This window comes from Halorubrum tibetense, from assembly GCF_055396225.1.
The window spans coordinates 754,982-769,931 of sequence record NZ_AP043742.1; the positions used below are offsets into that span (position 1 = coordinate 754,982).

Consider the following 14,950-nt stretch of genomic DNA (forward strand, 5'->3'; position numbering starts at 1 on the left):
GTGTGTTTAACCTCGGCGACCGCCGTACGCGACGTATGAACGTGACGGTCGACGTCGTCGGCGAGGGGGAGCAGCGGTGCACCGTCGACGACGACGCGACGTACGCCGACCTGATCCGCGCCGCCGGCTATCACCCGCAAGAGGCGTCGGTGCTCGTGGACGGCTCGCCGGTTCCCGGGGATAGTCGGGTCGACGCCGACCGGGTCAGACTGCTCCGGCTCATACAGGGTGGCACGGCGTGAACGGGCCGTTCACGGTCGAGCGCGCGATCAGTACGGACCGGATCGATGTCCTCCGCGTGCTCGACGCCGCGATGCTGGAGACGGACGCGGAGCAGGTTGCCGACCGGATCGACGCCGGCGACGTGTTCGTGGCGCGGTTCGAGCGCACGGGCGCGGTCGTCGGTGCGCTGGTGGCGAGCCGGAAGGACGCCGGGGAACGGTCCGAGGGGACGCTTCACGTCGACGCGGTCGCGGTCCGGCGCGCGCGTCGCGGTCGGGGGATCGGCTCGGCGCTCGTCGAGACGGCGATCGATCGGGGGCGCGCCGACCCGGGGACCGACCGGGTGACCGCCGCGTTCGACGGGTCACTGGGGGGGTTCTACGCCGACCTCGGATTCGAGGTCGAGGCCGATCGAGTGGTCGAGGGCGACGAGCCGCCAGCGAACGATCGGACGCGTGGCGTGCTCCCGGTCGGAACTGGCGTTGAGGCGGAGCGATGACCGGAGCGGCAGAGCGGGCGGCGATCCGGGTACCCTTCGGCGGGGAGACGGACGTGGGCCGTCTCGCCCGGCGAGCGGGCGCGGTCGTCGTCGACGCTCTGATCGTCGGGCTCGCCCTCGCCCTCGCGGCGGTCGCGGTCGCCCTCCTCGGGGGCAGCCCGCCCTCGGCGGGTCAGTGGGGCGTCCCACTCGTGTATCTGGGGTACCACGCCGGTTTCGAGGGGACGGTCGCGACGACGCCCGGCAAACGGCTCCTCGGCCTCACTGTCGTCGGCGAGGACGGGTCGCCGTGTGGACCGTGGGCGGCCGCGATCCGGACGGTCTGTCGCGCCGTGGACGGGATCGGCTTTTATATACTCGGGGTCGCGGTCGCGCTTGCGACCGACGGCGACCGGCGACTGGGCGATCTAGCCGCGGGGACGCGCGTGGTTCCCGCCGGCGATACGGGCGACACCAGCGACGCCGCCGAGGAGAGCGTAGGCGACCGGCCCGAGCGGTGACTGTCGGGGCGATCCATACCGATCGGTTGTCAGCGACGATCTGGGCCGCCGAATCTACGCTTATAACGAACGGTTCGAACGCTCCGAGAGCTCGGCGTGATTCCGGACACCGGCGGCATCGTCGCCGCCGGCCTCGTACGCGTTTCTCGGGTGCGCCCGTCCCACGCGCGCAGACGCGATCAGGCAGAGATACGACGGCGATATCGCGTTCTCCTACGTATCAGTGTACTCGATATCCGATCGATCCTGTATATAACTAACCAAGACGAATGACGGCAGTCGTTACGCACCGCGGAGCACTGTCGATCAGCGCTCGCCGAACCGCTCGTCGAAGAGGGCGACGACCCGGCGTTCGATCTCGTCGCGGATCGGTCGGACCTCCTCAAGGGGGAGTTCGCCCGGGTCGTCCAGGTCCCAGTCGTCCGTGTCAACGCCGGGCAGCTCGAGCGTTGAACAGCCCATCGTCGCGACGAAGTCGGAGTCGGCGAGCGTCGCCTCCGAGACGTGTCGGGGCGTCCGACCCCCGACGTCGAGCCCGACCTCCGCGAGCGCCTCGCGGACGACTTCGTGGATCTCGTCGGCGGGAGCGGTGCCGCCGGTGACGACCTCGACCGAGTCGGCGAGGCCGCGTTCCGCGACCTCGCGCTCGGCGAACGCCGTCGCCATCTGGCTCCGCCCGGCGTTGCGGACGCACATGAACGTCAGGGTGATCGTCGGCTCGGTCTCTTCGCTCCCGTCGTCGGGTCCGTCGGTGGGTTCGGTTCGTGTCATGGGTGTCTAGTGGTCGTGTTCGTTGATAGCGGTTGGCATCGGCGATCATCGATGTATGGCGGTCAGCGAGTCGACTCGGCGATCGCCTCAGGAGTCGGGGTTCGAAGCGACGCGTGAAGCCCGGCTTCGGCGACGTTTCGGCCGTACTCGGCGGTCCGTATCAGGCTGTCGAGGACGGTCGCGAGCGCGTATCCGTCCACGAGGTCGCGGCCGTACAGCTCGCGGTCGAGCTCCCCGGCGGCCTCGACGACCGCCTCGCCGTCGGCGAGAACGGAACACAGCCGATCCGGGTCCCGGTCGTCGAGCGTCGCCGAGAGCGCGTCGCGGACGACGCGGCGGGCGTCGGTCGCGAGGGCGTCGAGATCGTCGGCAACCGCCGCGGGCGGTGCCGCGTCGATCCGGTCGGCGACGCGGCCGATCTTCGCGGCGTGGTCGCCGACCCGCTCCAGCTGTCTCGCGACGGTGTATGCATCGAACGTCGTGAGCCCGTCGCCAACGGCATCGGCGGTGACGTCGACGAGCGACCGGTGGAACTCGCGGGCGACGAGCCCGAACAGCCGGTCGCTCGCGTCGTCGTCCACGGCGACCCGCCGGCCGGCCTCGCCGTCGGCGGTCACCACCGCCTCGACGGCCGCCTCGTGAGCGGCGAGCGTCACGCTCTCCAGCTGTGCGAGCGTCTGGATCGGCGAGAGGTCCTCGACGTCGAGCATCGTTCGAACGACGACCGCCTCGGTCGTCTCCTCCGCGGTCTCGACGCCGACGAGCCCCGCGACCGCGGCTCGAATCGCCTCGCGGTCCGCCGAGTTCGGGCGCTCAGCGATCCGGACCGCCGTCACGCCCGCGACGTAGGCGGCGGTCACGATCCTCGCGAGTCGCGGCGGGTCGTATCGACCGGCCGGAACGGTTACGCTCCGGTCCCCCTCGGTCGCCGCCGCCTTGGTGACGAGGAGCCGATCGCCACGGGGGTGGAGGCTGACGCGGTCCCCGACGTCGAGCCCGTGTGTTCGGGCCCACGTCTTCGGGAGCGAGACGGTGTAGGTCGTCCCGCCAGTCAACTGCACCTTGCGTTCGTACGGTCCGTCCTCGGTCATCTCAGTAGATCAGCTCGTCGTCGTTCTCGGCCATGTACAGCGCTCGCGCCGCGATGTTGACGGCGTGGTCGCCGACGCGTTCGATCTCACGGATCGCGAGTAAGGAGCGGGAGACCTCGTCGAGCGCGGCCGCAAGCTGGTCAGTAGCGTCGTCATCGGCTCCCGTCGTGACCCGTTCCCGGTCCGCCTCTAGCAGGTCACGGATCACCGCCTCGCTGGCCCGGCGACACCGGTCATCGAGGTCGTCGTCGCGGGCCGCGATCGCCCGGCAGGCGCTCGGGTCGTCCGTCTCGTAGGCGGCGACCGCGTCGGCGACCATCTCGCCGGCGAGGTCGGCGAGCTCACGGAAATCGACCGCCGGGTGGAGTCCGCCCTCGGCCGCGCCGTATCCGGCGAGGTTCGTCGCGAGGTCGGCGACGCGTTCGAGATCGGTGCTGATCTTGAACGACGCCGTCACCAGTCGGAGATCGCCAGCGACCGGTTGCTGGAGCGCGAGGAGTTCGGTACAGTCGTCTTCGACGGCGAGGTATCGCTCGTTCACCTCGTGATCGCCCTCGATCACCTCGCGAGCGAGGTCGTCGTCGCCGGTCTCCGCGGCGTCGATCGCCGCGGCGTACCGTTCTATGACGAGGTCGCTCATGTCGACGACGCTCGCTCGGAGCCCATCGAGTCGCCGCTGGTAGTTCTCGCGGGGCATTATCCGAACTTCCCCGTGATGTAGTCCTCGACGCGCGAATCGTCGGGGTTCTCGAAGATCGTCGCCGTGTCGTCGAACTCCACCAGCTCGCCGCCGGTGAGGAAGACCGCGGTCTTATCCGAGATACGGGCGGCCTGCTGCATGTTGTGGGTGACGATGATCACGGTGTACTCCTCGACGAGCGCGTCGATCAGGTCCTCGATCTTCGAGGCCGCAACCGGGTCGAGTGCCGACGTGGGCTCGTCCATCAGGATCACCTCGGGGTCCGGCGCGATGGCGCGGGCGATACAGAGCCGCTGTTGCTGCCCGCCCGAGAGGTCGAGGCCGGAGGAGTCGAGCTGGTCGTTCACCTCGTCCCAGAGGGCGGCTCCTCGCAAGGCTCGTTCGACATCTTCATCCGTGGCCGATTGGCCTTGCACTTCCAGTCCGTAGGTGACGTTGTCGCGGATGCTCTTCGGGAACGGGTTCGGTTTCTGGAACACCTGACCGACCTTTCGTCGGAGCGCGACGGGATCGACGTCGTCGTCGTACACGTTTTTTCCCTTGAAGATGACATCACCGTCGACTCGACAGACATCCACCTGGTCGTTCATCCGGTTGATACACCGGAGGAACGTCGATTTACCGCAGCCTGAGGGACCGATGAGAGCGGTCACCTTCTCTTCGGGTATCTCGATGGACACGTCGCGGAGCGCCTGATCCTCCCCGTAGTACACGTCGAGGTCCCGCGTCTCGATGACGGTCCGATCCGGACGGCCGTCGCGGTCGCTCTCGCCAGTCTGTACCTCCGTCATTATCAGTGAGTCGTCTGTTTTTCCTGTTGACATCGTTAGACTCCTGTCTCGTAGCGATTTCGCAGATAGATGGCGACGCCGTTCATGCCGAGCAGCACCACGAGCAGCGTCACGATACCCATGGCGGCTAGCACGTGGAAGTGCTCCTGAAACCGGAACGCCCAGTCGAAGATAGTCACGGTCATGGCCGTGATATCGGAGAAGGGACCCGTCGGGGTGTGCCGAGCGCTAGCGATGGCACCGACCATTAGCAGCGGGGCCGTCTCCCCGAGGGCGCGCGCGAGCGCCAGGATCGTCCCCGTCAGGATGCCGGGCATCGCCGCCGGAAGGACGACACGACGGATGGTCTGCCACTGCGTCGCACCAGTCGCGTACGAGCCGTTTCGGACGCCGTCCGGTACCGCACGCAGCGCCTCCATCGCCGAGACGATGATGATCGGCATCACCAACAGCCCGAGCGCTATCGACCCGACGAGGATGATGCGACCCAGATCCGGCGGGCCGTTGACTAACAGTCCGAGACAGACCAATCCGTACACGACGGAGGGGACGCCAGCGAGGTTCGCGAGGTTCGCCTCGATGAGTCTGACGAATCGGCTGTCGGGCGCGTACTCCTCGAGATAGATCGCGGCACCGACACCGATGAAGAACGCGAAGAGGGCGGTCAGCGCGACCAGCATGATGGATCCGACCATGGCGGCGAACAGCCCCGCACGTTCCGGATTCACCGATCCGGTGCTCGTCAGGAAGTGGACGACGCCGACATCGAATTCGACGATGCCGCGGTACGACTCCCAGAGCACGTCACCGATGAGAAACGCCAGCGCGACGAGCCCGATGACCGACGAAAGGAAACACAGCGCCAGGAAGGCGCGGTTCTTGCGGTGCTCCCACGTCAGGTCGACGCCGTCGAACAGCTCGTCCATGGACGGCGTGCTCATTGGTACTCCTCCCGGTAGCGTTGTTTGAGCCGGTCGTTGAGCAGGTTCATTGCGAGCGTCATCAAGAACAGTGCCAGTCCGACCGCGAAGAGGCTCTGGTACCGAATACTCCCGATGACGGCCTCGCCGCGGGTCGCGTCGACCATGTACGCAGTCATGGTCTGAATCTCAGTGAACGGGTTAAGCGTGATCTGCGCGGTGAAGCCGGCTGCGAGAACTACCGCCATCGTCTCGCCGATCGCCCGTGAGATAGCGAGAATGTAGGCGGCGAAGATGCCGGAAACGGACGCCGGAAGCACGATCTGCGTCGACACGTCGAACTTCGTCGCTCCGAGCGCGTACGCGCCGTCACGGAGGTCGTCCGGCACCGAGTTCATCGCGTCCTCGCTGATCGAAGCGACGATCGGGATGGTCATGATACCGACGACGATGGCCCCGGCCGCCGCGTTGGCCGACCGAGTCTGGTAGCCGAGCAGCTCGGCCAGCGGTTGGAGCAGCCACGGCGTAATGAACGAGATAGCGAAGAACCCGTACACGATGGTCGGGACGCCGGCGAGGACCTCGAGTCCCGGCTTGAGATAGGCTCGGACCTCGGGGCTGGCGTACTCAGAGAGGTACAGCGCGGTTAACGTCCCGATAGGAATGGAAACGAAGGCCGCACCGACCGTAACGATGAGCGTCCCCCATACGAGCGGACCGATCCAGTAGCCGGGGTTGATCGAGTGGGTCGGGTCCCATCGCTCGCCGCGAAAAAAGAACTCCGTGAACGTGATACGCTGTGTGACACCGCCTTCGGCGAACAGCGAGACGATCATCCCGGTGAATCTGCGGTCGAAAAAGAAGTGCGCTCTTGTGTAGCACATTGTTGATTTCAGAGAGTTGCTTTGATGGCGTGTTTGAGCGCTTTTCGTCCGGGTTTGCGGTAGAGTTCTCGTCTGAGTTGGAACGCTCGGAGATACTGTGTGAGGCGGTCTTTTGAGATGCCTCGATGCGGCGAGAGCCACCGTCGCGCCAGCGACGCGTGGCTCTCGCAGGTGTTCACGTGGATCGTCTCGTCGGCGTACTCACCGTCTCCGTGAACGACGTATTCGCGGTCGAATTGGTCGTCTTCTGTAAGCGGATCGTATGCACGAAATCCGTCGGTATAGACGGTGAGAGGCTCCTGCTGGCGGTCAGCCAGCAGGAGCCGGATCGTTGATTCGTCTGCGGATTTCGCTGGCACAACGTACCGTTGCTCGGTGCCGCGATCCACGAGTACGAATACGGGCGGTTTGTCCTGTTCATATGTTCCGCGCCCGCGTCGGGCGAGGCCGCGAGAGCGCGACCAGCGGTCGCGCTCGCGGCCTTTCAGGCCGGCAGAAACGTAGAACTCGTCAATTTCGACCGGTCCACGGAGATCGAGTGACGGCGCGTCGAGCGCTTCGGCAAAGCGCTCGACACGCCTGTGGATCGTTTTGTAGGTGACACCGATTTCGCACTGTAACTGCCTGAGGCTGGTGTTAAACCGCAAAAACGCGTAGATCGAGAACAACCATTTGCGGAGTGCGATCTTCGAGTGAGCGAAGATGGTGCCGGTCTTATCGTTGAACGTGCGGTCGCAATCCTTACAGAGATACCGCTGAAAGTGCCCATAGCTGCCGTTTCTGACCGTTCGGTCAGAACGGCAGCGAGGACAGGAAACGCCGTCACGCCAGCGAACCTGTTGGAGCAGGTCCGCTGCGACCGATTCCGACCCAAACGCATCTAGCGGAATCATCCGTGTCGGACACCGCTGACGCGGTGTCCTTGTCCTCTTCGACTCGACAGCAGCAGCTCAGCAGTATCAACAATCTCCTACAGAAGAGCGAAAGAAGTGTGTCGCCTCGTTGAACAGCACCCAGAAGATACCGAGGGTCGTGAGGATAGTGACCGAGATGCAAACGAAGAGGACGCCGCGGACGACGCTATTGCGTCGCTGGTCGGCCTCAATACGACCGTCCGCGGCGGTGATTTCGAGGTCTGTATCTGAACTCATTAGCTGCCCTCAGAGCAGTTCGTCCAGTTTCTCGTGGTTCTCGTCGAGTGTCGCGTCGGGCGCACCGAAGAAGCCGACGTCCAGTGCGACGTCTTGGACGTTGTCGAAGTAGAACCGGGCGAAGTCGACGATGACCTCCCGCTCGAACGCATCGTTGTTGTAGAACGTGAACAGCGGCCGTGTCAGCGGCGTGTAGTCACCGGCGTTGATGTTCTCGACGGTCGGCGCGAACGCCTCGCTCTCGCCGCGGTCTTGGACGGGAGCTGCGTTAACACGGTCCTGATTCTCCTGCCAGTAGCTCCAGCCACCGAAGCCGATGGCGAACTGATTCTGTGCGACACCGTCGACGATGGCGATGGTCTCCTGACGCATCGTGATGTCGTCCTGTCGGACCCGAGCAGGCTCACCGTTGATCACCTCGGTGAAGAAGTCGAACGTACCGGAGTCGGTGTCCCGGCTCCAGACGTCGATATCCTCATCGGGCCACTCCGAGCGAACATCACTCCAGGTCTCGACGTCGGATTCGAAGTCGTAAATCTGCTGGAGTTCGTCGGCGGTAATGTAGTCAACCCAGTCGTTTTCAGGGTGAAGATACACCGTGAGGCCGTCCTGACCGACGGTGAACCGGGTGAAGTCGATCCCGTTCTCGTCGGCACGAGTCTGCTCCCCCTCGGAGATGTCGCGGCTCGCGTTCTGGATGTCAGTGTCGCCCTGGGTGAACTCCTCGAACCCCGCACCGGTGCCCGGTCCACGAACGTTGACGCGGACGTCGTCGTCACGCGAGTCCTCGAACGCTTCGCCGACGGCATCGGTAAGTGGTCGCACCGTGTTCGAACCCGAGGCCTCTATGGTGAGATTCGCACCGTCGTCATCGGAGCAGCCAGCCACCGCCAACGTTCCGACGCCCGCGAGCGCCGCAAGCGATTTCCGCCGAGTGATGCCCGATCCGTTCGTGTTCTGGCTGGGTGCCATCACCGAACTGAAGGCCGGATTCGGTTAAGTAGTATGCTATGTGATATATAATACGGTCATGGGAAGCAAGTAGCCGTGAGTACCGCAATTGTCGCGACGTAGTGGTATATAGAAATATGTAGTAATTAGCAAAGATTCGATACGATCGCCGGTAGAACCGTTCTCGGGGAGGGTACTTAGCCGACCGGACCGCTCACGGGTCCGCCGGAATCGACCCGGCGTGTCGGAGGTCGTCGTCGACCGATCGGTCGCCGGGTCGCGGTCGACCCGTTCGAGAGAGCTATCTACCGTTCACGGCTACGGAGAACCTATTTATCGGCACCGTCCGATCCGGATCCATGGGGATCGGTAACGGACGGGTTCGGTTCACGGCGGGAGAGACGAACCGTGGGGAGCCGTCGACATGACCGAGACGTCGACCGCGGACGTCGCCTCATACCGGGGTGAAGCGACCCCGGAAACGCTTCGGGAGATCGCGCGCTACTTCCTCTACATCGGGATCGTCGGCTTCGGCGGTCCACTCGTCCACATCGCAATGATGGAGGACGATCTCGTCGACGACGACCCCGACGATCCGGCGTCGGACGGCTGGACCGATCAGTCGACGTTCATGGAGGGCCTCGCCATCTGTAACACCCTGCCGGGCCCTGCCTCGACGCAGCTCGGCATCTTCCTGGGCTGGGTCCGCGGCGGGAACCTCGGCGCGGTCGTCGCCGGCGGCGCGTTCATGCTTCCGACGTTCCTGCTCGTCGTCCTCTTCTCGTGGATCTACTTCGCGTTTCAGGCCGTTCCCTCCGTCGAGGCGTTCTTTTACGGGATCAACCCAGTCGTCATCGGGCTCATCGTCGGCGCGGCGTGGTCGATGGGGCAGTCCGCGCTCGCGGAGGGTCGGACCGACCTCGAGTTCGACGTGCGCGGGAGCACCTGGCAGGTCGACGTCCTGCTCGTCGTGTTACTGGTCGCGACGGTTCTCGTCACGGCGGTCGTGAACCCGAACCCGGTCGTCGCCTTCGTCGTCGCCGGACTGATCGCCGTGGCGCTCTACCGATCGGCGTGGGTGCGAGCGAACCTCCGGGCGGTGAGCATCGGTGTGGTCGTCGGGAGCGTCGCTGCTGTCGGCTACGCGTTCCGCGACCGGGTCCTCGACCTGCTCGGGCCGAGCGCGCGCAGCGCGTTGGAGGCCTCGCCGATCTGGGGGCTACTGCTCCTCCTCTGGTCGAACACGTGGGTGCAGCTGTTCGCGTTCATGCTCTACACGGGGTCGTTTATTTACGGCGGCGGGCTCGTACTCATTCCGTTCATCGAGAAGTACGTCGTCAACGAGTTCGCGTGGATGACCGCCCGCGAGTTCGTCGACGGGGTCGCGATCGGACAGCTCTCTCCCGGGCCGGTCGTGATGACCACCGCGTTCGTCGGCTACAAGGTGCTGTTAGACGCCTCCGGCGGACTGCTGATGGTCGCCGTTCTCGGCGCGCTCGTCGCGACGATCGGCGCGTTCGGCCCGTCGTTCGTCTTCATTATGGGGTTTTTCCCGTACTTCGCGAAGGTCCGCGAGAACGACGTGATCCAGACGGCGCTGACGGGCGTCAACGCTGCCGTCGTCGGGGCGATCCTCGGGGCGACGGTCACACTCGCGCGTGAGTCGTTCGTCGTCGATGGGGTTCTCGATCCGCTCACGGTCGTCCTGGCGCTCGCCACGTTCGTCCTCTTCCACCGCGGCGTCGACGCTGTGTACTTGATCTTCGGCGGAGGTGGGATCGGTATGGCGGCGTTCTTCGTGTTGTGAGCGCCGCCGACCGTTCCCGCCTGCCAACTCGGTCAGCGTCCCGAGGAGCTCGTAGCGTGCCGCTCGTCCGGCTTCTCGGCCGGTCAGCAGGCGTCCGCCGGTCAGCAGGCGTCCGCCGGTCAACAGACGTCGGCCAGTCAGAAGACATCCCACCGGTCGGCGATGACGCCGTCGACGCCCGCCGCCCGAAGCTGCCGGATCTCCGTCGCGGTCTCACCGCTCCACGCGTTCACGACGAGTCCGCGGTCGTGGGCGGCCGTGACGAGTTCGACGTCAGTGTCCACCGTCTCGTCGCTCGTCTCGTCGCTCGTCTCGTCCACCGTCTCGTCACTTGCCCCGTCCGTCGCGTCGGAGTCGAGTATCAGCGCCTTCCACGGGTGAACGGCGACCGCGTCCACGGCGTCCGCGAGGTCGAGCGCGTCACGGGGACGCTCGCTACACACGACGGCGAGGGAGGCGTCGGGGTCGGCTGATCGGATCTCACGGAGTATCGGCTCGTGGAACGACGAGTAGAAGACGTCGACATCGGCCGCCGCACATTTCGCGACGACGGCCGCTGCGACCCGGGACGTCTCGGACTCGGACGACTTGATCTCGACGTCCAGCGCGGGCGGGTCGGGGAGCGCGGCCATCGCGTCGAGCAGGTCGTCGAGCGTGGGGATCGGCTCGCCGGACCCGAGCACGTCGAGGTTGCGGATCGTCGCGAACGGCGTCTCGTCGACCCGACCGCTTCCGGCCGTGACGCGGTCGAGCGTCTCGTCGTGGAACACGACGAGCTCCCCGCTCCCACACGCCCGCACGTCGACCTCGACCGCGTCGACGTGTGGCGCGGCCGCCTCGACTGCGGCAACCGTGTTCTCCGGGTACTGCCCACAACACCCCCGATGGCCGAGCCGGAACACGCCTCCGGGGGGCGTGTCCAGGAGGAACGAGGGGATGGGGAGACGGGAGCGGTCACGGTCGGGTGCGAGCGGCACGGTCACTCCCCGTGGTCGGCCCGGATCCGGGCCGCGTGGTCGGCCGACTCGGCGAGCTCCCACCGCACTCGCTCGGCGTCGCCGTACGCGAGCGCCTCTTTCAACTCGTCCCGGAGGATCCCCGCCCCGAACCCGAGGGTGGTCCCGTCGGCGTCGCCGAGCTCGTAACAGGCGTACCGGTTCGGCGCGCTCCGAACCGTCTCCCGGTCCAGCTCGCGCCACGGCTTCGCGAGGCTCATCGATACGCGTCGATCCCCCGATCCGGCCCGGCCACGATCTCGAAGCTCCCCTCGCTCCAGCCGTCCTCAACGAAGACGAACACGCGGCCGCCGGCGACCTCGGGGTCCGCGATCACCTCGTTGCGCTCGCCGGTCCGCCCGACGACGACGCCCGGGAACACCTCGTCGGTCTCGCCGTTCTCCACCATGACGCGGCCGACGCCGGAGTCCTCTAAGATCGCCTCGTCCGTCTTGTAATCGTTCACGTACGTCATCACGCCCTCCGTCTCGGTCGGGTCCGTGACGAGGACGTGCGTCTCCTTGCCCGGGCCGGCGGTTATCGACCCCTCGACCGGCTCCGGGACGCCGCGGTACAGCGTCGTTCGGCCGTCGAGATACTCGACGACGACACCCTCCTCGCGGAGGTCGACCCCGATCGACGTCGGCGGGACGTCGCCGCGTGACGGTGCTGACATGCGGATCCGTCCGCTCGCCTCCGTGAAAAGGGCCGCGTTCGCCCGAGGAGGAACGACGGGCTCGCGTCGGAACCGAGAGCGTATCACCCGACCGAGAGACTCGCCGCGATCGCTAACCCTTTGCGCGCGCTCGTCCGCGGTGAAGGCATGGAGGGACGGGCAGCCGCGCTCGGCGCGGGCACCGTGTTGAACGCGCTCGCGACCGGGAGCGGCGCGGCGTTCGGGATCGATGTCGAGACCCGCGCGACCGTCGAGCTCGACCCCGACCGGGACGGAGTCGCGGGGACGATCACCGAGGCCCCGGACGCCGACACGGCGCTGATCGAGCGCTGCGTCGAGCTCGCCGTCGACCGCTGGGGGAACGGCGAGGGCGGCACCGTCCGCACCGACAGCGACGTCCCACTCGCCGCGGGGTTGAAGAGCTCCAGCGCGGCCGCTAACGCGACCGTTCTCGCGACCTGCGCGGCGCTCGGGCTGACCGTCGGCGACGGGGGCGACAGCGTCGGCGACGAGGGCGGCTCCGGTGGAGCGGGCGCGGGCAGGAATACGGGCGCGAGCGACGACCCGGACGTGACCCGGCTTGACGCCTGTCGCCTAGGGGTCCGTGCGGCTCGGGACGCGGGCGTCACCGTCACCGGCGCGTTCGACGACGCGACCGCCTCGATGCTCGGCGGCGTCTGTCTCACCGACAACACGGAGGACCGGCTCCGAGCGCGGGAGCCGGTCGACTGGGACGTGCTCGTCTGGACACCACCGGAGCGCGCGTTCAGCGCGGACGCCGATGTCGACCGCTGTGGCGACGTCGCGTCGATGGCCGAGCTCGTCGACGACCTCGCCACCGCCGGCCGATACACGGAGGCGATGAGCGTCAACGGGCTCGCCTTCTCGGCCGCGCTGGACTTCGACACCGATCCCACCGTGGAGGCGATGCCGCTCGCGTCCGGCGTCTCGCTGTCAGGGACCGGCCCGAGCGTCGTCGCCGTCGCGACGCCGGGGGACCCCGACGCCGACCTCGACGCGCTCGCGGACCGCTGGGGAGAGCGGCCCGGCACGCTGCGACGGACGACGACCCGAAACGACGGCGCGACCATTACTGAGACCACCAATGAGCACTGACACACCCAACCCCGAGGAGATGAGCCTCGACGAGCTCCGCCAAGAGATCGAGGACATCGACCGCGAGATCGTCGAACTGATCGCCCGCCGGACCTACGTCGCCGACACGGTCGCCGCCGTGAAGGCGGAGCGTGATCTCCCGACTACGGACGAAGGCCAAGAGGAACGCGTGATGGAACGTGCCGGGGCGAACGCCGAGCGGTTCGATGTCGACGCGAACCTCGTGAAAGCGATCTTCCGGCTACTGATCGAGTTGAACAAGGTAGAGCAACGCGAATCGCGGTGAATCCGTCGTATCCCGAGACGTTCCACTTCAGGGAAACTCGTCGTAAATAGACGACCGGTGCCCGACCGCGCCGACCTGCACCACTCGTGTTTCACGGTCGAATCGCGCGATAACTCGGTAGTCACCGACCCGTAACGACTGCCACGGTTTCGCGCCGGTCAGCGGCTTGGCGAAGTCCGGTGGCTCGCGGAACTCGTCCGAAATCACGCCATCGAGCTTGTCGAGAACTCGCTGTTGGGTTTCATCGTCGAGAGAACCGAGTCCGTCGGCTGCTCGGTCGGATAGCTCCCATGTCCATGCTTCACTCATCCGTACCGAAGCGTTCGCGGGCTTCCTCCGCGCTCACCGTCTCGCCCTCCTCGAACTGTCGTTCGCTCTCCAGTAGGTCTTCGAGTGCCCGCTTCGAGAGCCGAGTTCCGTACACCGCGTCTCGTAAGGCTTCGCGCATGAACTCTGACCGCGAGTTGTACCCCTGTTCCTGCCACTGTTCGTCGAGGTCCGCGAGGAATCTCTTCGGAAGCCGAAGGTTGACCTTCTCGTCGTTCCCGTCGGCAGTCGTATCCGACTGTGCCATATTTTGTAGTACGCACGTACTACACAAGAAGCTTCGGCCAGCGCTGGCGCTCCTCTAATAGAATGTCCGGTCCAACATCGAAGATAGCGGCAATCGGTGCAGAATCTGTGACATCAGTCGACTACCTGAACAAGGTAGAGCAAAGAGAGAGTCGGTAGGGGGAGAACGGCTATTACGTGACTTCTATCCGCGTATTAGTGGACGAGGGTGTCGATTTTCGCCCCACCGTCCGAATTTTGGACTCGGTGAGCAGCCGGAAGATTCGATCGAGTCCGTCGCACACGTGGTCATGACGGGTTACTCTTCGTGGGTCGGCTCCAGTGGGACCCGTTCGACTTCGATCTCTTCGTAGTCTTTCTCGGAAGAGAGTACGCCCATCCCACGCGTTTCCGCTGTCGCTGCGTGGAAGGCGTCAAACGGCGTCATTCCCTCGTCGTAGTAGTTGACGGCTTTCAACACGATCTGTTTCTCCTCCTCGTTTTGTACAGGAACGAGTTCAAGCAGGTTCGCCACCAGCGGAACGTAGTCGAACTCGTGACGCTCCCGGGCGAGGAGGAGTTCGAGATACGAGAACGGCGACGTTTCGACGTTGTACTCGACGAGGACATCCTCTGCGGAGCTCTGTAACCAGTCGGTATCTTTGGCGAGTGCGAGCAGGAAATCCGTCTCGACGTACACCGTCATCCGTCCCCGCCGGCTTCCTCAGCTTCGTCTTTGGCCGCCGCCTCGATGTCCTCTCGGATCTCCTCGACAGATGCATTTTGAAGTTCGCCTGCTGCCTCGCGGACAGCAGCGAGCGGGTCGTCCGCTACCGGAATCAGCTCGATTCTGTCCTCGTACATGACGATGTGATACTTCTGGCCGTACTTCTCGCGCACCTCTTTCGGGATGTACAGCCGCCCCTGCCCGTCCGTCTCTGTTGACATAACTGGCACTATGTTACCATGGATAAAGAATCCTACCACCAAAATCCGATTAGTGGTGTTTGACGGGACGTTTCAGTAGCTTGTATGGTG

The 14,950-nt window shown here is 65.5% G+C and carries 22 protein-coding genes; 6 read left to right on the forward strand and 16 right to left on the reverse strand.

Annotation, left to right across the window (positions count from 1 at the left end; translation table 11 throughout):
• Positions 1-35 precede the first annotated feature (35 nt).
• Genes samp2 through ACZ5TV_RS03730 form a run of 3 tightly spaced genes read left to right on the forward strand, consistent with a single transcriptional unit; the run spans position 36 to position 1,221 of the window.
• Positions 36-242, forward strand: a complete 207-nt coding sequence (gene samp2, locus ACZ5TV_RS03720) for a ubiquitin-like small modifier protein SAMP2 (RefSeq protein ID WP_379782437.1) — start codon at positions 36-38, stop codon at positions 240-242.
• Entirely contained in the window at positions 239-721 is a 483-nt protein-coding gene (locus ACZ5TV_RS03725) for a GNAT family N-acetyltransferase (protein WP_464384115.1), read from the forward strand. The genes samp2 and ACZ5TV_RS03725 overlap by 4 nt, the downstream gene beginning before the upstream one ends.
• Complete coding sequence (locus ACZ5TV_RS03730; protein ID WP_464384116.1) at positions 718-1,221, forward strand: RDD family protein; 504 nt, start codon at positions 718-720, stop codon at positions 1,219-1,221. The genes ACZ5TV_RS03725 and ACZ5TV_RS03730 overlap by 4 nt, the downstream gene beginning before the upstream one ends.
• A 306-nt stretch (positions 1,222-1,527) precedes the next feature.
• On the opposite strand, the gene ACZ5TV_RS03735 is transcribed toward ACZ5TV_RS03730, so the two are convergent.
• The 9 genes from ACZ5TV_RS03735 to ACZ5TV_RS03775 form a co-directional block, all read right to left on the reverse strand.
• A complete protein-coding gene (locus tag ACZ5TV_RS03735; protein ID WP_464384117.1) occupies positions 1,528-1,992 on the reverse strand; it encodes an arsenate-mycothiol transferase ArsC in 465 nt (154 codons plus the stop codon).
• A 62-nt stretch (positions 1,993-2,054) separates the two neighbouring features.
• Positions 2,055-3,083 carry a PhoU domain-containing protein gene (locus ACZ5TV_RS03740; protein ID WP_464384118.1) on the reverse strand — a complete coding sequence of 343 codons (1,029 nt, stop codon included), beginning with the start codon at positions 3,081-3,083 and terminating at the stop codon, positions 2,055-2,057.
• Position 3,084: 1 nt separating this feature from the next.
• On the reverse strand, positions 3,085-3,780 hold the full coding sequence (gene phoU, locus ACZ5TV_RS03745) for a phosphate signaling complex protein PhoU (RefSeq protein ID WP_464384119.1): 696 nt from the start codon (positions 3,778-3,780) through the stop codon (positions 3,085-3,087).
• Positions 3,780-4,607 (reverse strand): phosphate ABC transporter ATP-binding protein PstB, encoded by an 828-nt coding sequence (gene pstB, locus ACZ5TV_RS03750; RefSeq protein WP_379782788.1) that lies wholly within the window; start codon positions 4,605-4,607, stop codon positions 3,780-3,782. Before pstB ends, phoU begins: the two co-directional genes overlap by 1 nt.
• A 2-nt stretch (positions 4,608-4,609) precedes the next feature.
• Entirely contained in the window at positions 4,610-5,515 is a 906-nt protein-coding gene (pstA, locus tag ACZ5TV_RS03755) for a phosphate ABC transporter permease PstA (protein WP_379782790.1), read from the reverse strand.
• Positions 5,512-6,378, reverse strand: a complete 867-nt coding sequence (gene pstC / locus ACZ5TV_RS03760) for a phosphate ABC transporter permease subunit PstC (protein ID WP_379782793.1) — start codon at positions 6,376-6,378, stop codon at positions 5,512-5,514. The genes pstA and pstC overlap by 4 nt, the downstream gene beginning before the upstream one ends.
• 8 nt (positions 6,379-6,386) lie before the next feature.
• Complete coding sequence (locus tag ACZ5TV_RS03765; protein ID WP_379783935.1) at positions 6,387-7,271, reverse strand: IS1595 family transposase; 885 nt, start codon at positions 7,269-7,271, stop codon at positions 6,387-6,389.
• A gap of 66 nt (positions 7,272-7,337) precedes the next feature.
• A complete protein-coding gene (locus ACZ5TV_RS03770; protein ID WP_379782203.1) occupies positions 7,338-7,529 on the reverse strand; it encodes a hypothetical protein in 192 nt (63 codons plus the stop codon).
• A 9-nt stretch (positions 7,530-7,538) separates the two neighbouring features.
• Complete coding sequence (locus ACZ5TV_RS03775) at positions 7,539-8,501, reverse strand: phosphate ABC transporter substrate-binding protein PstS family protein (protein WP_379782205.1); 963 nt, start codon at positions 8,499-8,501, stop codon at positions 7,539-7,541.
• Positions 8,502-8,904: 403 nt separating this feature from the next.
• On the opposite strand from ACZ5TV_RS03775, the gene chrA reads away from it, so the two are divergent.
• Positions 8,905-10,287 carry a chromate efflux transporter gene (chrA, locus tag ACZ5TV_RS03780; RefSeq protein WP_379782207.1) on the forward strand — a complete coding sequence of 461 codons (1,383 nt, stop codon included), beginning with the start codon at positions 8,905-8,907 and terminating at the stop codon, positions 10,285-10,287.
• A gap of 137 nt (positions 10,288-10,424) precedes the next feature.
• Here chrA and ACZ5TV_RS03785 read toward each other — a convergent pair whose 3' ends face one another.
• The 3 genes from ACZ5TV_RS03785 to ACZ5TV_RS03795 are packed head-to-tail and all read right to left on the reverse strand — an operon-like array spanning position 10,425 to position 11,958.
• Complete coding sequence (locus tag ACZ5TV_RS03785) at positions 10,425-11,264, reverse strand: glycerophosphodiester phosphodiesterase (RefSeq protein WP_379782209.1); 840 nt, start codon at positions 11,262-11,264, stop codon at positions 10,425-10,427.
• A 2-nt stretch (positions 11,265-11,266) separates the two neighbouring features.
• Entirely contained in the window at positions 11,267-11,503 is a 237-nt protein-coding gene (locus ACZ5TV_RS03790; RefSeq protein ID WP_379782211.1) for a DUF7508 domain-containing protein, read from the reverse strand.
• Positions 11,500-11,958 (reverse strand): DUF5796 family protein, encoded by a 459-nt coding sequence (locus tag ACZ5TV_RS03795; RefSeq protein WP_379782213.1) that lies wholly within the window; start codon positions 11,956-11,958, stop codon positions 11,500-11,502. Before ACZ5TV_RS03795 ends, ACZ5TV_RS03790 begins: the two co-directional genes overlap by 4 nt.
• A 147-nt stretch (positions 11,959-12,105) precedes the next feature.
• On the opposite strand from ACZ5TV_RS03795, the gene ACZ5TV_RS03800 reads away from it, so the two are divergent.
• Positions 12,106-13,074 (forward strand): shikimate kinase, encoded by a 969-nt coding sequence (locus ACZ5TV_RS03800; RefSeq protein WP_464384120.1) that lies wholly within the window; start codon positions 12,106-12,108, stop codon positions 13,072-13,074.
• Positions 13,064-13,360 carry a chorismate mutase gene (locus ACZ5TV_RS03805; RefSeq protein ID WP_379783035.1) on the forward strand — a complete coding sequence of 99 codons (297 nt, stop codon included), beginning with the start codon at positions 13,064-13,066 and terminating at the stop codon, positions 13,358-13,360. The genes ACZ5TV_RS03800 and ACZ5TV_RS03805 overlap by 11 nt, the downstream gene beginning before the upstream one ends.
• A gap of 27 nt (positions 13,361-13,387) precedes the next feature.
• On the opposite strand, the gene ACZ5TV_RS03810 is transcribed toward ACZ5TV_RS03805, so the two are convergent.
• From ACZ5TV_RS03810 to ACZ5TV_RS03825, 4 genes are all read right to left on the reverse strand, one after another.
• Positions 13,388-13,669 (reverse strand): type II toxin-antitoxin system RelE family toxin, encoded by a 282-nt coding sequence (locus tag ACZ5TV_RS03810; RefSeq protein ID WP_379783033.1) that lies wholly within the window; start codon positions 13,667-13,669, stop codon positions 13,388-13,390.
• Positions 13,662-13,934, reverse strand: coding sequence for a ribbon-helix-helix domain-containing protein (locus tag ACZ5TV_RS03815; RefSeq protein ID WP_379783031.1), 273 nt, complete (start codon positions 13,932-13,934; stop codon positions 13,662-13,664). Before ACZ5TV_RS03815 ends, ACZ5TV_RS03810 begins: the two co-directional genes overlap by 8 nt.
• 297 nt (positions 13,935-14,231) lie before the next feature.
• Entirely contained in the window at positions 14,232-14,618 is a 387-nt protein-coding gene (locus tag ACZ5TV_RS03820; protein WP_379783029.1) for a PIN domain-containing protein, read from the reverse strand.
• Entirely contained in the window at positions 14,615-14,860 is a 246-nt protein-coding gene (locus ACZ5TV_RS03825) for an AbrB/MazE/SpoVT family DNA-binding domain-containing protein (RefSeq protein WP_379783027.1), read from the reverse strand. Before ACZ5TV_RS03825 ends, ACZ5TV_RS03820 begins: the two co-directional genes overlap by 4 nt.
• Between the last annotated feature and the right edge of the window lie 90 nt (positions 14,861-14,950).

Excerpts from the sequence above, each read along its gene's own strand:
- samp2 (WP_379782437.1), top strand. The coding sequence starts at position 36 with ATGAACGTGACGGTCGACGTCGTCGGCGAGGGGGAGCAGCGGTGCACC.
- ACZ5TV_RS03730 (WP_464384116.1), top strand. The coding sequence starts at position 718 with ATGACCGGAGCGGCAGAGCGGGCGGCGATCCGGGTACCCTTCGGCGGG.
- ACZ5TV_RS03735 (WP_464384117.1), bottom strand. The coding sequence starts at position 1,992 with ATGACACGAACCGAACCCACCGACGGACCCGACGACGGGAGCGAAGAG.
- ACZ5TV_RS03740 (WP_464384118.1), bottom strand. The coding sequence starts at position 3,083 with ATGACCGAGGACGGACCGTACGAACGCAAGGTGCAGTTGACTGGCGGG.
- phoU (WP_464384119.1), bottom strand. The coding sequence starts at position 3,780 with ATGCCCCGCGAGAACTACCAGCGGCGACTCGATGGGCTCCGAGCGAGC.
- pstB (WP_379782788.1), bottom strand. The coding sequence starts at position 4,607 with ATGTCAACAGGAAAAACAGACGACTCACTGATAATGACGGAGGTACAG.
- pstA (WP_379782790.1), bottom strand. The coding sequence starts at position 5,515 with ATGAGCACGCCGTCCATGGACGAGCTGTTCGACGGCGTCGACCTGACG.
- pstC (WP_379782793.1), bottom strand. The coding sequence starts at position 6,378 with ATGTGCTACACAAGAGCGCACTTCTTTTTCGACCGCAGATTCACCGGG.
- ACZ5TV_RS03765 (WP_379783935.1), bottom strand. The coding sequence starts at position 7,271 with ATGATTCCGCTAGATGCGTTTGGGTCGGAATCGGTCGCAGCGGACCTG.
- ACZ5TV_RS03770 (WP_379782203.1), bottom strand. The coding sequence starts at position 7,529 with ATGAGTTCAGATACAGACCTCGAAATCACCGCCGCGGACGGTCGTATT.
- ACZ5TV_RS03775 (WP_379782205.1), bottom strand. The coding sequence starts at position 8,501 with ATGGCACCCAGCCAGAACACGAACGGATCGGGCATCACTCGGCGGAAA.
- chrA (WP_379782207.1), top strand. The coding sequence starts at position 8,905 with ATGACCGAGACGTCGACCGCGGACGTCGCCTCATACCGGGGTGAAGCG.
- ACZ5TV_RS03790 (WP_379782211.1), bottom strand. The coding sequence starts at position 11,503 with ATGAGCCTCGCGAAGCCGTGGCGCGAGCTGGACCGGGAGACGGTTCGG.
- ACZ5TV_RS03795 (WP_379782213.1), bottom strand. The coding sequence starts at position 11,958 with ATGTCAGCACCGTCACGCGGCGACGTCCCGCCGACGTCGATCGGGGTC.
- ACZ5TV_RS03800 (WP_464384120.1), top strand. The coding sequence starts at position 12,106 with ATGGAGGGACGGGCAGCCGCGCTCGGCGCGGGCACCGTGTTGAACGCG.
- ACZ5TV_RS03805 (WP_379783035.1), top strand. The coding sequence starts at position 13,064 with ATGAGCACTGACACACCCAACCCCGAGGAGATGAGCCTCGACGAGCTC.
- ACZ5TV_RS03810 (WP_379783033.1), bottom strand. The coding sequence starts at position 13,669 with ATGAGTGAAGCATGGACATGGGAGCTATCCGACCGAGCAGCCGACGGA.
- ACZ5TV_RS03815 (WP_379783031.1), bottom strand. The coding sequence starts at position 13,934 with ATGGCACAGTCGGATACGACTGCCGACGGGAACGACGAGAAGGTCAAC.
- ACZ5TV_RS03820 (WP_379783029.1), bottom strand. The coding sequence starts at position 14,618 with ATGACGGTGTACGTCGAGACGGATTTCCTGCTCGCACTCGCCAAAGAT.
- ACZ5TV_RS03825 (WP_379783027.1), bottom strand. The coding sequence starts at position 14,860 with ATGTCAACAGAGACGGACGGGCAGGGGCGGCTGTACATCCCGAAAGAG.